We start from the raw sequence: 13702 nt of genomic DNA, 5'->3' as shown, positions 1-13702 counted from the left end.
TAACCAGTCTGGCACGTTGATGCAAGTTTTGCCGCCTAAAAAGGCGGCAAGCAGGCGTTACAGGACACGGGTTGTAAGGGAGTGACCGTTAAAATTGACCACCAGCTCGTCGCCGCTGGCGAGCGGTCCGACGCCTTCCGGGGTGCCGGTCAGCACGACGTCACCCGCTTTGAGGGTAAAGAATTTGCTCATATAGGCGATTAAGGGGACGATTTTATGGATCATATCCGCCGTTGTACCCTGCTGGCGAACCTCGCCATTGACCGTCAGACCCAGCGGCGTCGCCTGCGGATCGCCGTTAAATTCTGCGACCGGAATGAATCCGGATAACGGGCATGAATTATCGAATCCTTTTGCCTTCTCCCAGGGCTGCCCGGCTTTCTTCATTTTGCCCTGGATATCACGCAGCGTCAGATCGAGCGCCACGCCATATCCAGCGATAGCCTTACGAACATGCTCTTCGGTCGCCTGACGCAGCGTCGCGCCGATCAATACCGCCAGTTCGACTTCATGGTGCACCGAGCCCATATCCGTCGGAATGACCAGCGGCTGGCGCAAATCGCACAGGGCGGTTTCCGGCTTGATAAACAGCACCGGCTCATCCGGCGTGACGCTGCCCATTTCCTTGATGTGGTTGGCGTAGTTGCTCCCCACGCACACCACTTTGCTTACCGGGTAATCAAGCAGCGCACCCTGCCAGTTATGATGTTGATACATTCATTTTCCCCTAATTTGTCATCGTTGACTTCAGGAATGGCACCGACAGGTATGACGCCGGGTACCGTTTATTTATCGGTTTCTGGATTGTTTTGTGAGGCGTTGAAACGATGTTGCTTCAATAAATCTTCGGGCGGCGGAGGCAGTTGTAAATAATATCCCTGCTCCGTTAAGGCTTGTTTTACTTTATCCAGCGAGGCGTTGACTAACTTTTTGCTACCATCTAACGGCAATATCATTGCCAGCTGTGGTTGACCAAATCCTTTCATCAGTTCTTCAGGCACACGTGAGAAATCGTCTTTTTTTTCGACATACAAATAGGTCTGGTCACGCTGAGCACTTCTGTAGATCACACAAAACATACATTTTACTCTGAATTAAACGGATGGCGACTTGCCTCAATATAATAGTGACTATAACATGCCTTCTGGACTTCGGAATATCACTCCACATCGGGGATGATAAATAGCAAATTGAGTAAGGCCAGGATGTCAAACACGCCCATCGAACTTAAAGGCAGTAGCTTCACCTTATCAGTGGTTCATTTACATGAAGCAGAACCCGAGGTTATTCGTCAGGCGTTAGAAGACAAAATCGCTCAGGCTCCTGCTTTTTTAAAACATGCTCCTGTGGTAGTGAATGTCAGTAGCCTTGATGCGCCGGTAAACTGGCCGCAGTTGCAGAAGGTGGTGGCGTCGACGGGATTGCGTATTGTTGGCGTCAGCGGTTGTAAAGATGCCCGGCTCAAAGCTGAAATCGACAAAATGGGCCTTCCTTTACTCACTGAAGGTAAAGAGAAAATGGCGCGTTCCGCTCCGGCTGAACCCATTGCTCCCGCCGTTGTAGTGCAAAACGCTACTCCCGTCACAAAAACGCGATTTATTGATATACCCGTTCGTTCCGGTCAACGCATTTATGCACCACAATGTGATCTGATTGTTACAAGTCACGTCAGTGCTGGCGCTGAGCTGATCGCCGATGGCAATATTCATGTCTATGGCATGATGAGAGGTCGCGCGCTGGCAGGGGCAAGTGGTGACCGGGATGCGCAAATTTTTTGTACCCATCTGACGGCAGAACTGGTGTCTATCGCAGGTGTTTACTGGCTGAGTGATAAAATCCCAGCAGAATTTTATGGCAAAGCGGCGCGTCTGCAGTTAGCAGATAACGCTTTGACAGTTCAACCGTTGAATTGATCCCTTTTTAACAAGGAATTTCTATGGCACGCATTATTGTAGTTACTTCGGGTAAAGGGGGCGTTGGCAAGACCACCTCCAGCGCGGCCATCGCTACTGGTTTGGCCCAGAAGGGAAAGAAAACTGTCGTTATTGATTTTGATATCGGCCTGCGTAACCTCGATCTGATTATGGGGTGTGAGCGTCGGGTTGTTTATGATTTCGTCAACGTCATTCAGGGTGATGCTTCACTCAATCAGGCGCTCATCAAGGACAAGCGCACTGAGAATCTCTTTATTCTTCCGGCCTCTCAGACGCGCGATAAAGACGCATTAACGCGTGAAGGCGTGGCAAAGGTTCTCGACGATCTGAAAGCAATGGATTTCGAGTTTATCGTTTGCGACTCCCCTGCGGGGATTGAAACCGGCGCGCTAATGGCGCTCTATTTCGCTGACGAAGCGATTATCACCACCAACCCGGAAGTCTCCTCGGTACGCGACTCTGACCGTATCCTGGGTATTCTGGCGTCTAAATCGCGCCGTGCCGAAAACGGTGAAGATCCGATTAAAGAACATCTGCTGTTGACGCGCTACAACCCAGGCCGTGTTAACCGTGGCGACATGCTCAGTATGGAAGATGTGCTGGAGATCCTGCGCATTAAACTCGTCGGAGTTATCCCGGAAGATCAGTCTGTTCTGCGCGCCTCTAACCAGGGCGAACCGGTCATTCTGGACATCAATGCAGACGCAGGTAAAGCGTATGCCGATACGGTAGACCGTCTGTTGGGAGAAGAACGTCCTTTCCGCTTCATTGACGAAGAGAAGAAAGGTTTCCTCAAACGCCTGTTCGGAGGATAAGTTATGGCATTACTGGATTTTTTTCTCTCGCGGAAAAAGAGTACAGCGAACATCGCGAAAGAGCGATTGCAGATTATCGTTGCTGAGCGTCGTCGTAGTGACGCTGAACCGCATTATTTACCGCAGTTGCGTAAAGATATTCTTGAGGTCATTTGTAAGTATGTACAAATTGATCCGGAAATGGTCACCGTTCAGCTTGAACAAAAGGACGGCGATATTTCCATTCTCGAACTTAACGTTACATTGCCGGAAGCTGAAGAGTTGAAATAAACGCTCTACTCAGATAATTCCTGGTAAAAAAAGGCAGAGCAATCTGCCTTTTTTATTATCAGCCATTTTTCTGTTGCGACAATCACGATGCCTGAAATATGGCATCACTTATCCACGAGCGATAACTGTTCAGCTATTTTTGCTTTTGCATAGCTGACAAAGCGCGAGACGGCCGGCATTATCTCTGTCCAGTCAACGCTTACCTGTCCCAGATAGTCGAGCCGCGCGGTCGCAAGTAGAGAAGCGTGCTCGTCCGGGAGATAAGGCATTAACCAGTCTGCCGCGCTGTCTTTCGCAGTAAAACCGCCTGTCGCCACGCTGTACCAGATGCGCGCCAGGGTCAACACGATATTGCGCTCGTCGCCCTGTAAATCACCGTTGTCCTGCCAGAGCGTCAGCGTCTGACGGAACGTCTCCCGAATGTCGTTTTCCGGGACCGGCTCAAAAAGCAAATCCGCACGCTCGCCGGTTAAAGCCATGCTGGCACTACGCGCCTGAGTCAATAAAATCGCCAGATCGCTATCCTGCTGTGCGGGTTCATACTTCCCGGCGTGAATATCCTCGCGCAACCACTCGCCAAACTGCATTTCCCGTCGGGGAGGAAAACGCCAGGGCACCACATCGGTATGCACCACAACCGTCACCTCAAGCGCCCGCCAGAGCGTCGACGTACCAGGCCAGGCTGACACCGACAGGAGTTCCTGCATCAGCGCTTCTCGCTGTGCCGTCGTCAGCGGCACACGCGTGGTGACCAGCAAATCAATGTCGCTGTGAGGTTTTAACCCACCTTCAACGGCAGATCCGTACAGGTGAATGGCCAACAGATCCTCTTCAAAGATCCGTTCAATAATGGTCGTCGCCTTTTCCAGTTGTTTCCGAAGGGTATCCGGAATCTTCAATGTCATCACCTCACCGTCATCATGTCAGGTGCCACCTTAGCGCGGCAGGAAGCCCGCTGACAAGCAACGGGCTGAGACTGAATTTAGTGGTGCAGCATTTCGTCCACCACGGCCTGCGCCTTGAGTTGATAAGGATAGTAGGTTGGCCAGTTATCCATCTCTTCCAGTAGCGCCTGCTGTGAGGTATTGCCCATAAAAATATGGAAGTGGCTCGACGCCCGCGGCGCAATAATATGATCGCTGAACTGCACAAACTTCGGCGCTTTACTGTTTGCGTCTTTGCATTCAAACAGATAACGCACCCCTTTTTTACCTGAGGTGTAGGTCAGGATCTTGTACCCGGCATAGTCATACTGGCAGGAGGTCACCTGCTTACCGGTATGAAACTCCATCACGCCATTTTCGATACCAATGGTGTCGACTTCCGTCGCATAGCCTTTCCGGTAATAGGCTTTCACCTCTTCCGCCGTTTTCCCCTTATCCTTTGCCGCCTTCTGTTTGAAAACCGGATCCAGCTCACCGCTGACCAGATAAGGATAAACGGATTGCCACATGCCATCCCAGTCGGTAAGCGCCCTGTCCTTAACATTGCTATCCGCAAATTCGCCTTCCGCTGCTTTCTGTTCCATCTCCGTCAACGGCACACCATGCGCGTGATCGCCATGGGCGAAGGCATAACTGCTGAACCACAACATTCCCAGAGAAACAGATAATTTTTTCCAATGAATTGCCAACGTCGTACCCTCAATCAAATGAACAAGATGAAATGTTATATTATAACAATACAATTTTTTCAACATTGTTGCGCGTAAATGAAGGAAACTTGATCTGGTCACTTTTTATGCAAAAACCAGATTCGATATACTAAAACCGGAGACAAAAAACAGGAGGTAATGACTATGTATCGTTCTGTTCTGGTGCCCATTGATATCTCAGAAGCCGATCTCACCCGGCAGCTTATTCCTCAGGTCAAAATCCACGCCAAAACGGCAAAAGTCCATTTTCTGTCAGTCATTCCCTCAGTCCCCTTTTATGCATCCCTGGGGCTCGCCTACTCTGGCGAACTCCCGGATAAAAATGGACTGCAGACGAAGGCATTACAAAAACTCAACGAGATTGTGAAGCAATTCGATATCCCTGAAGGACGGGTACAGACGCATGTCGTATACGGCCCCCCGAAGGATCAGATCCTGAAGCTGGCGGATACCGTCAGTGCTGACCTGGTGATCATCGCGTCACACCAGCCCGGTATTTCAACATATCTGTTAGGTTCTACCGCCGCCGCCGTTGTGCGTCACGCGCACTGTCCGGTGCTGGTCGTTCGCTGAGCCGCAAACGGGAGCCTGCTGGCTCCCGTTTATGCCATTTTCACGATCCAGTCGCGGAAGATTTCCATCGCGGGCGTCATCGGTTTCGACTTCAGATGGGTGAGCCAGTAACCGCCCATTTGGATCTCAATGTCAAAGGGGCGAACGAGTTGTCCGGCCGCCAGTTCTCTGGCAAACATCACTGCCGGAACCAGTGCCGCACCGCCGGTATGGATAACCGTTTCAACCATCAGACGTGAGGAGTCAAAAACAGCACCATTGATCCGCTCTGCCGTCACGCCTGCTGCAGCAAACCAGTTATCCCACTCATCTACCCGATATGAACGCAGAAGATTCTCTTGCAAGAGATCGGCTGGCCGCCTGAGTCGTTGGGCCGTTTCTGGCGTACACAGGACAGTCAGCGGAGCCTCAAACAGCATTTCGTTATGGGTGGCGGGCCACAAGCCATTGCCAAAGCGGATGGCAAAATCCAGTCCCTCAGCCGCCAGATTCACAACGTTATTATTTGTACGCAGGCGTAACTCAACGAACGGATGCGCCTGCCGGAATTGTTCAATGCGCGGCAGTAACCAGCCAACGGCAAAGGTACCGACAGCAGCAACCGTGAGCACTTCACGATATTCCCCACCCTCAAACTGACGAAAAATGGTGTCGATTTGACCAAAGGCGTCGGTCAGGACGGCAAACAGTGCCTGCGCCTCATCCGTCATCTCCAGCCCTCTGGGCAGACGTTTAAACAGCACTCTGTTCAGGCGATCTTCCAGGATACGTACCTGCTGGCTGACGGCGGCCTGCGTGACACAAAGTTCCAGCGCCGCACGAGTAAAACTCAAATGGCGAGCCGAAGCCTCAAAGGCCCGTAGGGCATTAAGCGGAAGATTAGAGCGCATAATAAAGACTCATAAGATTTTCTTTATCCCAGGGTAAATTCTTCTCGCTTGTTAAGCAAGCGCAGAGAGCGGATAGTTCTGGCATCGCAAACACATCATGCGCCTTTAATTCTCTTTCTTCTTTTGTCTGTTTGAGCGGAAAAATAAAGTGCGTGCATTGATCAATTTACTGATTATCAAGGGTGTTATTTATGTTTAAAAAACGAGGTCGTCAGACGGTACTTATTGCCGCCGTGCTCGCTTTCTTTACTGCCAGTTCACCGCTTTTGGCTCGCACGCAGGGGGAGCCCACACAGGTCCAACAAAAGCTGGCAGCATTAGAAAAACAATCGGGTGGCCGACTGGGCGTTGCGCTGATTAATACCGCCGATCGTTCGCAAATTCTTTATCGCGGTGATGAGCGCTTTGCCATGTGCAGTACCAGTAAGACGATGGTCGCTGCCGCGGTATTAAAACAGAGTGAAACTCAGCACGATATTTTGCAGCAGAAAATGGTTATCAAAAAAGCCGATCTGACGAACTGGAATCCGGTGACGGAAAAATATGTCGATAAAGAGATGACATTAGCGGAGCTAAGCGCTGCCACGCTGCAATACAGCGATAATACGGCAATGAATAAATTACTTGAGCACCTGGGCGGTACCAGTAACGTCACGGCTTTTGCCCGCTCAATTGGCGACACGACGTTTCGTCTGGACCGGAAAGAACCCGAGCTGAACACCGCCATCCCTGGCGATGAGCGCGACACGACCTCGCCGCTGGCGATGGCGAAAAGCCTGCACAAACTGACGCTGAGCGATGCGCTGGCTGGCGCACAGCGTGCACAGCTTGTCGAATGGTTGAAAGGCAATACGACCGGCGGTCAGAGCATTCGTGCCGGACTCCCTGAAGGGTGGGTGGTTGGCGATAAAACCGGAGGCGGTGATTACGGCACAACCAATGATATCGCGGTGATCTGGCCTGAAGATCGTGCGCCGCTGATCCTCGTCACCTACTTTACACAGCCACAGCAGGATGCCAAAGGGCGTAAAGATATTCTGGCCGCCGCTGCAAAGATTGTGACGGAAGGGCTTTAAGCCCGGCGGGTAAGCAAAGAAAGCAAAAAGGCCCAGACAGATGTCTGGGCCTTCAAATTTGGGCCGCCATCGAGGCCTCGAACCCCGTTCCCTACAACAAAAGTCGTTCGCTCTTCCAGATGAGCTAATGGCGGTCTGCCGGTTTTTATTTCCGATTGAGAATCTACTCATTATCAGAACCGGGCGAGATAATACATAACTCAAATTACCCCTGCAATAGATGTGGATGACTTTCCCTTATTATTACCGTTCGTTTGCTCATTATTCATGCTGAGCAATGTATAAGAGATGATATATCGCACACTGGCGAATTCACCCAGACTGGCGCGCATAAAGGTAGGCTGTCGCCCGGGACACCCCTAAATGCTGTGCCACCGTATCCATGGATTTACGCACATTCAGCAATCCCTCTTTGCGTAACTGTTGGATCAGAACCTTTCTGTCTTCCGTTTTAAGCGCGCGCGCCGTGGTGGCGCGTTTCGCGGCAAAGTCATCGATGCGCTGGCGAATGACTTCAGTGCTCCCGGGGTCAAGATGTTCACGCACCGGTGAACTCTCTGTTTCGGTAAAACGCGCCAGCGCGCTTTGCATCCCCCGAAAAAGCGTCATATCGACATTAAGGCATAATGCGGCGACGTAATTACCCTTTTCATCCTTAATGCCAATAGACGTACTCTTTACCGGACGGCCATCAGCAAACTGATTGCCGTAGTTCGCAATAATTTCAGGAAAATCCGGAGAGGCAATCCTTGCCAGCCCGAGTTCCGTCGCCGGTTGTCCCGCCTCACGACCGGATAAATTATTATGTATCGACATAATCGCATGCTCAGGATCCTTGAGGTCATGAACAACCACTTCGCAAAAAGGAGAAAACGTTTCGCTTAATCCCTTCGCGATAGTGTCAAGTTGGCTGAGAAGCGAATTCTCGTCGTTTTTTGGCATGCCGGTCTCCCACAGTGATGCCCGTTGTCATTATTGCTATCCGTTTACAGCCTCACGAAACGGATTTCCCGGCCAGAAACTCACCGTAGCGCGCGATATCCACATTGCCGCCGCTGATGATAATGCCGACTTTTTTCCCGCTGAGTTCTGCTTTTCTCGCCCTTGCCGCTGCAAAGCCAAGACAGCCCGTGGGTTCTGCGACGATTTTCATACGCTCGGCCATAAACCTCATCGAAGCAATTAATTCATCGTCTGAAACGGTCAGAATATCATTGACGTATTTTTGAATCAGAGGGAACGTATAGTGTCCCAGATGTTGCGTCTGTGCACCATCAGCAATCGTTTTTGGCGTATCGATGTGAACGATTTTTCCGCTTCGAAAAGACTGCTGCCCGTCGTTACCGGCTTCAGGCTCCACGCCATAAATTATGCAATCTGGCGAGAGTTGCCGGGCGGCCAGTGCTGAACCTGAAAGTAAACCACCGCCCCCCAGACAGACAAAAAGAACATCCAGCGGGCCAACCTCTTCAATTAACTCTTTGGTGGCCGTGCCCTGACCGGCGATAACATGCGGATGATCGTAGGGAGGGATGAGCGTCAGCCCCTGTTTCTCAGCCAGTTCACGGCCAATCTGTTCACGATCTTCCGTATAGCGATCGTACATAACAACATTGCCACCATACCCTTTGGTTGCCGCTACTTTCGCGGCTGGCGCATCATGAGGCATGATGATTGTCGCCGGAATACCCAGCAATTTAGCTGACAGCGCTATCGCCTGAGCATGGTTTCCGGAAGAAAATGTCACCACGCCAGCAGCACGTTGTTCCGGCGTAAACTGGCGTAATGCATTCATCGCCCCACGAAACTTAAAGGCTCCCATACGCTGTAGGTTTTCACATTTAAAGAAAACGTCAGCGCCAAATTCCGCATTGACGGTCCGGGAGGTCATCACCGGCGTCTTGTTTGCATATCCTTCAATACGCCCTGCGGCGGCGGCAACCTCAGCATATTCCGGGAGTGTAATCTCAACCATTTTTTCACCTGTATAGCGTTAAGCGTCGGGCTTATTGCGCCAGCGCGAGTGCTTCTACTTCTAAGGCAGAACCATAATGCAGTTCTGCCACCCCAGCAACGACACGAGATGGACGGAAATCGCCAATCCATTCGGCGTAAATGTCGTTAAACGTCGGCCATTGGTTGATATCTGTCACATAGACACGTACGGAAACCAGATGCTGACGGGAGACACCGGCCCCCTTCAGACAGGCATCGACATTTTCCAGTACTTGTCTGGTCTGTTCCTCAAAAGACGCCCCCGCCTTTTTCTCACCATGCGGGGTGATTGGCAGTTGCCCTGAGATAAAAACAAATCCTCCTGCTGTCACGCTCGCCGAGTAGTGTCCAGCGGGAGGAAGCCCATGGGACGTTGTGTTCAATCTGATATCCGGGTGCATGTGCATCTCTCCTGCGTTCCATCAATAATACATAATGTATTAATTTATACTTTTTGTATAAATCGTTTATACATCACATTGCGCTGTGCGACTACCCCTTGTTTTGACGTCCGCCGTTTCCGCTCCTCGCTTATGCGACAGAGATCACGGTTATGATTTGCGTCAGAAAATCAAAAGGTTCGATAATGGCCTCAATCGATATAGTGAATCCGAATGGGATGCGGAGTGATGAAATTAACCATACTGGTAGATAACAATACTTACATTGACAGGTATTTGACCGGAGAACCTGGCGTTTGCTATTACATTGAATGCTCAGGCTTAAAACTTCTTTTTGACGTTGGCTATTCTGATATTTTTTTAAAAAATGCACAGATCCTGGATATCGATCTTACGCACATTGATAAAATTGTATTATCACATGGACATAACGATCACACCTGGGGGTTAAACCATTTATTCCAGCATTACGACAGACTTCCATCATCTCCAGCAAAGAAAGTCGATATCATCGCCCACCCCGCCGCATTTACGCCTAAATTTTATGAGTCGAAACCCATTGGGATGAACCATAATGCCCTTTGTTTTGATTACTTCTTTAATATCGTCAGTTCCACACAACCCCTGAAATTATCCGAAGACATCACTTTTTTAGGGCAAATCCCCCGCCTTAACCATTTTGAAGCGCAAAATCCGGTAGGCCACACACATAATCATGATGGTGAGTTAACGGCTGATTACGTGATTGATGATAGTGCAATGGCAATTAAGACAAAGGATGGACTGGTGATTGTCACCGGATGTTCCCACGCCGGGATTTGTAATATTATTGAGCACGCAAAATCAGTCACTGGAGAATCGAAAATTGCTTCCGTTATAGGCGGCTTTCATCTCCTTAATGCTGATGAATCCTTACTCTCGGAAACCGGGAAATATCTTAGCGCATTGTCGGCTACTACGCTTTATCCCAGCCATTGCACCGATCTTGCCGCAAAAATCCATCTGTCCCGTTATGTGGATCTCAAAGAAACGGGCGTGGGACTCACGCTGACTTTCCCCATGTAGGAGCAGATTATATGAAGGGAGACCGTGTTTTCTGTCTCCCGATGATTCATACCTGCAGCGACGATCACCTGACCACCAGCAGATCGGAAAAACGCGTGGTGTAGCGCGGAGAAAGCATCTGCCGTCTCAACTGCCATGGTGGCTGAATCCCCTGCCCGGCAAAGTACAGCGTTCCCCTTCCCTGTTTGGTATTGAGCGTATCCAGAACTTCCATCAACTTCTCGCTGCCGGGACGCGGTGCGTTATCATCGAACAGATTGAGTTGCGCCACGCCCTGACTGAAAAAATCACCGAGCATGACTCCAGCCTTCTGATAACGATGCCCCTCTTTCCAGATAGCGTCCAGGCATCGCGTGGCTGCGCTGATGATGTCCCGGCTGTCCTGTGTCGGTGTCAGCAGTTTTACGGACGCGCTATTGCCGTACCAGGTTTCATTCGGCGCAAACGGCGACGTTTTCACAAATGTCGAAATGAACCGGCAATACTGATGCTCACTCCGGAGCTTCTCCGCCGCGCGCGTCGCATAAGCACAAATCGCCTGGCGCATCTGTTCGTATTCCGTAATGCGCTCGCCGAATGAGCGACTGAAAACAATCTCCTGCTTCGCGGGCGCAAACTCCTCAAGCGCCAGGCAAGGCTCACCGCGTAACTCTCGCACGGTTCTTTCCAGTACGACATTGAAGTGCTTGCGTATCACCGCGATGTGCGTATCCGCCAGATCGAGTACCGTTTTTATGCCCATCGCGGTCAGCTTTTTACTGATACGACGACCAACGCCCCACACCTCATCAACCGGCAGAGCCGCCATCAGTTTTCGCTGCCGTTCGAGATTCGACAGATCCACAACACCACCCGTCTGCTGCGGCCACTTCTTCGCCGCGTGGTTGGCCAGCTTGGCCAGCGTTTTTGTCTGTGCAATCCCCACGCCGAGCGTCAGATGTGTCCGCTTTAAGACCGTGTCGCGGATCTCTTTGCCAAAATCCGTGAGATCCCGACAGTTTCGGACTCCCGTCAAATCGCAAAAGGCCTCGTCGATACTGTAAATTTCAACGCGTGGTGATAGCGCTTCGAGCGTCGACATGACCCGATTGCTCATGTCACCGTAGAGTTCATAATTCGAACTGAAACACACCACCCCATGACGCCGGAACGCCTCTTTTTGCTTGAAATAGGGCGCTCCCATGACCACCCACGGTTTCGCTTCGGGACTACGGGAAATCACGCAACCATCGTTATTTGACAGCACAACAACCGGTTTGCCTTTCAGATCGGGCCGAAACACCGTCTCACAGGACGCATAAAATGAATTCACATCGCATAACGCAAACACGTCACACCCCACAATAACTGTATTTATATACAGTATTATTTAAGATATTTTTTAACTTGCAAGCAAAATTCTGGCGCTTTTTTAGTGGATTGTTCTGCCTGAAAACGTGGTCGGTTATCCACAGAAACGGTGCATAACCCTGTGGGTGAGTGACATGACGTTGTTAATCAGGTTTGTTCGCATGCCGTATCCCTACGTCAGCCGGATATCTCCGTTCCTCTCCGTAACAACGTAAACCGAAGTGGGTATGTCTGCTCACAAAACAGGCAGGTTAATGAGTAATTAACCTGCCTGCCATTGGGATACCACTTAAGGCCACCGGGGAATCACAAAGAAATCAGCCGTGTACGGTTTGCAACGTCAGGGGGACGAACAATACGCAGCAATAGTTAACTCACCGCCTTTACAATAAATGTCACGACGCCAAAAATCGCCAGGGCGTCCTCACTGCCGATGATGATGGGAGAATAGGCGCTGTTCATAGGGTTAAGCTGAACGGTAGGTCGCAACTGCAACCGCTTCACCGTGAATTCCCTCTCCACCGCCGCAATCACGATATCTCCGTGGCTGGCAGTACGTGAACTGTCCACCACCAGCAGATCGCCGTCGCCGATCCCCACATCGATCATCGAGTCGCCAGCAGCCCTGACGAAATAAGTCGAACTGGGATGCTGAACAAGTAATTTGTTGAGATCGATACTCTGCTCAACGTAATCGGCCGCCGGACTGGGGAATCCGCATGGAACCCGATCGCTGAAAAGTGGAAAGGTAATGACTTCATGCCATTCCGCAGGTCTGTACAACGTCATAATGCACACCTTTAATACTGTTTTTATATACAGTAATTTCAACTCCGACAGGGATCAAGTCATTGGCAAAACGCCGCTGCGCAAAGCGTCGCCACATTGTGCGTAAGCATTTATTGATCCTACAAATATACGGTTTGTAAATTTTTGCGCTGGGTGACGACGTCCGCCGTTTCAGGACGGGTATGAGGGAGCATTTCCGGAAAGCGAAAAAAAACCGGCGATGACAGCCGGTTTCCTCTCTGCATAGCGTGACTTACCAGCCGCAGACGTCGTGCTCATTTTCCGTATCGTAGGAACGCACGGTATTGACGAGATCTTTCACCACTTCAGCGGCGACGTCAGGCACCAGTAAAGTCATTGGCGCTTCGGTTTCGTAATCGACAGAGACGCCATTACTGTTGTTCGTCACAGTGACGGTATAGGTTGCTTTGCCCATGATTATTTCTTCCCGGTATGAATGACTTTTCGTTGATTCGCGCTTTCCATCAGTACCTCTGGCGCGACGAAAAAGTCGATATTGAAATAGGTGTCATCGCTCATCACTTCGATGTTGTGCCACTTTTCCGGTGGGAACACACCAAACTGGCCCGCTTCAATGATCATCACTGTTTCGGCTTCTGGACTGTGTTCATCCGCATATCCGAGATATTTGACCGCCCCCTGCATCACCGACAAACGGGGATAAACGCCCGGTCGGGTTCCTTTATCAAGGTGGCGTTCGAAAATTCCGGCAGGTGCCGTTTCTTTGTTCCAGAACGGCGTGGCACGTGTGTGAATATGATTTTGTGGAATCTGAAGCATGTCCTTCCCTCTTCCAGTCGGCAGGATGCGATTGTGAGTAAACCGCTGTTCCAGAAAGGTTACGCCTCATAACTGGCATTTTAAATACA

18 protein-coding genes and 1 tRNA gene are annotated in these 13702 nt (G+C 50.6%); 6 read left to right on the top strand and 13 right to left on the bottom strand.

From position 1 onward, the window contains the following. Window positions 1–57 precede the first annotated feature (57 nt). On the bottom strand, window positions 58–717 hold the full coding sequence (locus tag JTI98_RS14110; RefSeq protein WP_044327694.1) for a fumarylacetoacetate hydrolase family protein: 660 nt from the start codon (window positions 715–717) through the stop codon (window positions 58–60). Window positions 718–785: 68 nt separating this feature from the next. Next, the gene (locus tag JTI98_RS14105; RefSeq protein ID WP_216081395.1) at window positions 786–1079 is read right to left on the bottom strand and encodes a YcgL domain-containing protein; all 294 of its coding nucleotides are present in this window, start codon (window positions 1077–1079) and stop codon (window positions 786–788) included. 126 nt (window positions 1080–1205) lie between these two features. On the opposite strand from JTI98_RS14105, the gene minC reads away from it, so the two are divergent. From minC to minE, 3 genes are read left to right on the top strand one after another with little or no spacing between them, the layout of a single operon-like run. Next, window positions 1206–1913 (top strand): septum site-determining protein MinC, encoded by a 708-nt coding sequence (gene minC, locus JTI98_RS14100; RefSeq protein ID WP_090049212.1) that lies wholly within the window; start codon window positions 1206–1208, stop codon window positions 1911–1913. A 23-nt stretch (window positions 1914–1936) separates the two neighbouring features. Beyond that, window positions 1937–2749, top strand: coding sequence for a septum site-determining protein MinD (gene minD / locus JTI98_RS14095; RefSeq protein WP_043000437.1), 813 nt, complete (start codon window positions 1937–1939; stop codon window positions 2747–2749). Between the two features lie 3 nt (window positions 2750–2752). After that, window positions 2753–3019: a cell division topological specificity factor MinE gene (gene minE, locus JTI98_RS14090; RefSeq protein WP_043000436.1), complete on the top strand. Its 267-nt coding sequence runs from the start codon at window positions 2753–2755 to the stop codon at window positions 3017–3019. Between the two features lie 104 nt (window positions 3020–3123). Here the strand turns inward: minE and JTI98_RS14085 are convergent, their stop codons facing one another. Together JTI98_RS14085 and zinT are read right to left on the bottom strand one after the other, a co-directional pair. Further along, entirely contained in the window at window positions 3124–3924 is an 801-nt protein-coding gene (locus JTI98_RS14085) for an aminoglycoside adenylyltransferase family protein (protein WP_216081394.1), read from the bottom strand. Window positions 3925–4001: 77 nt separating this feature from the next. After that, complete coding sequence (zinT, locus tag JTI98_RS14080) at window positions 4002–4652, bottom strand: metal-binding protein ZinT (RefSeq protein ID WP_044327691.1); 651 nt, start codon at window positions 4650–4652, stop codon at window positions 4002–4004. A 165-nt stretch (window positions 4653–4817) separates the two neighbouring features. Here zinT and uspF point away from each other — a divergent pair, with 165 nt between their 5' ends. Beyond that, window positions 4818–5246, top strand: coding sequence for a universal stress protein UspF (uspF, locus tag JTI98_RS14075; protein ID WP_043000433.1), 429 nt, complete (start codon window positions 4818–4820; stop codon window positions 5244–5246). Window positions 5247–5275: 29 nt separating this feature from the next. Here uspF and JTI98_RS14070 read toward each other — a convergent pair whose 3' ends face one another. Beyond that, complete coding sequence (locus tag JTI98_RS14070; RefSeq protein ID WP_044327690.1) at window positions 5276–6136, bottom strand: LysR family transcriptional regulator; 861 nt, start codon at window positions 6134–6136, stop codon at window positions 5276–5278. 191 nt (window positions 6137–6327) lie between these two features. Here JTI98_RS14070 and blaSED point away from each other — a divergent pair, with 191 nt between their 5' ends. Beyond that, complete coding sequence (gene blaSED, locus JTI98_RS14065; RefSeq protein WP_216081392.1) at window positions 6328–7212, top strand: SED family class A beta-lactamase; 885 nt, start codon at window positions 6328–6330, stop codon at window positions 7210–7212. Window positions 7213–7271: 59 nt separating this feature from the next. Here blaSED and JTI98_RS14060 read toward each other — a convergent pair. The 4 genes from JTI98_RS14060 to JTI98_RS14045 all read right to left on the bottom strand — a co-directional run bounded on the left by JTI98_RS14060 (window position 7272) and on the right by JTI98_RS14045 (window position 9608). After that, window positions 7272–7346 (bottom strand) — tRNA-OTHER (locus tag JTI98_RS14060). A gap of 178 nt (window positions 7347–7524) precedes the next feature. Then, the gene (locus JTI98_RS14055) at window positions 7525–8154 is read right to left on the bottom strand and encodes a transcriptional regulator (protein ID WP_043000430.1); all 630 of its coding nucleotides are present in this window, start codon (window positions 8152–8154) and stop codon (window positions 7525–7527) included. 52 nt (window positions 8155–8206) lie between these two features. Further along, window positions 8207–9187 carry a threo-3-hydroxy-L-aspartate ammonia-lyase gene (locus JTI98_RS14050; protein WP_044263727.1) on the bottom strand — a complete coding sequence of 327 codons (981 nt, stop codon included), beginning with the start codon at window positions 9185–9187 and terminating at the stop codon, window positions 8207–8209. Between the two features lie 31 nt (window positions 9188–9218). Beyond that, a complete protein-coding gene (locus tag JTI98_RS14045) occupies window positions 9219–9608 on the bottom strand; it encodes a RidA family protein (RefSeq protein ID WP_044327687.1) in 390 nt (129 codons plus the stop codon). Window positions 9609–9836: 228 nt separating this feature from the next. Here JTI98_RS14045 and JTI98_RS14040 point away from each other — a divergent pair, with 228 nt between their 5' ends. After that, window positions 9837–10673 carry an MBL fold metallo-hydrolase gene (locus tag JTI98_RS14040; protein ID WP_044257654.1) on the top strand — a complete coding sequence of 279 codons (837 nt, stop codon included), beginning with the start codon at window positions 9837–9839 and terminating at the stop codon, window positions 10671–10673. Window positions 10674–10737: 64 nt separating this feature from the next. Here the strand turns inward: JTI98_RS14040 and JTI98_RS14035 are convergent, their stop codons facing one another. The 4 genes from JTI98_RS14035 to yeaR form a co-directional block, all read right to left on the bottom strand. Further along, the gene (locus JTI98_RS14035) at window positions 10738–12003 is read right to left on the bottom strand and encodes a Y-family DNA polymerase (protein ID WP_216081391.1); all 1266 of its coding nucleotides are present in this window, start codon (window positions 12001–12003) and stop codon (window positions 10738–10740) included. Between the two features lie 389 nt (window positions 12004–12392). Next, window positions 12393–12812, bottom strand: a complete 420-nt coding sequence (locus JTI98_RS14030; RefSeq protein WP_216081390.1) for a translesion error-prone DNA polymerase V autoproteolytic subunit — start codon at window positions 12810–12812, stop codon at window positions 12393–12395. Window positions 12813–13065: 253 nt separating this feature from the next. Then, entirely contained in the window at window positions 13066–13248 is a 183-nt protein-coding gene (locus tag JTI98_RS14025; RefSeq protein ID WP_012132688.1) for a DUF1869 domain-containing protein, read from the bottom strand. A gap of 2 nt (window positions 13249–13250) precedes the next feature. Next, window positions 13251–13613: a DUF1971 domain-containing protein YeaR gene (yeaR, locus tag JTI98_RS14020; RefSeq protein WP_043000424.1), complete on the bottom strand. Its 363-nt coding sequence runs from the start codon at window positions 13611–13613 to the stop codon at window positions 13251–13253. Window positions 13614–13702 lie beyond the last annotated feature (89 nt).

The organism is Citrobacter sp. MGH 55 (assembly GCF_016906145.1).
Classification (GTDB): domain Bacteria; phylum Pseudomonadota; class Gammaproteobacteria; order Enterobacterales; family Enterobacteriaceae; genus Citrobacter_A; species Citrobacter_A amalonaticus.
This window is presented reverse-complemented; position numbering and strand designations above follow the sequence as displayed.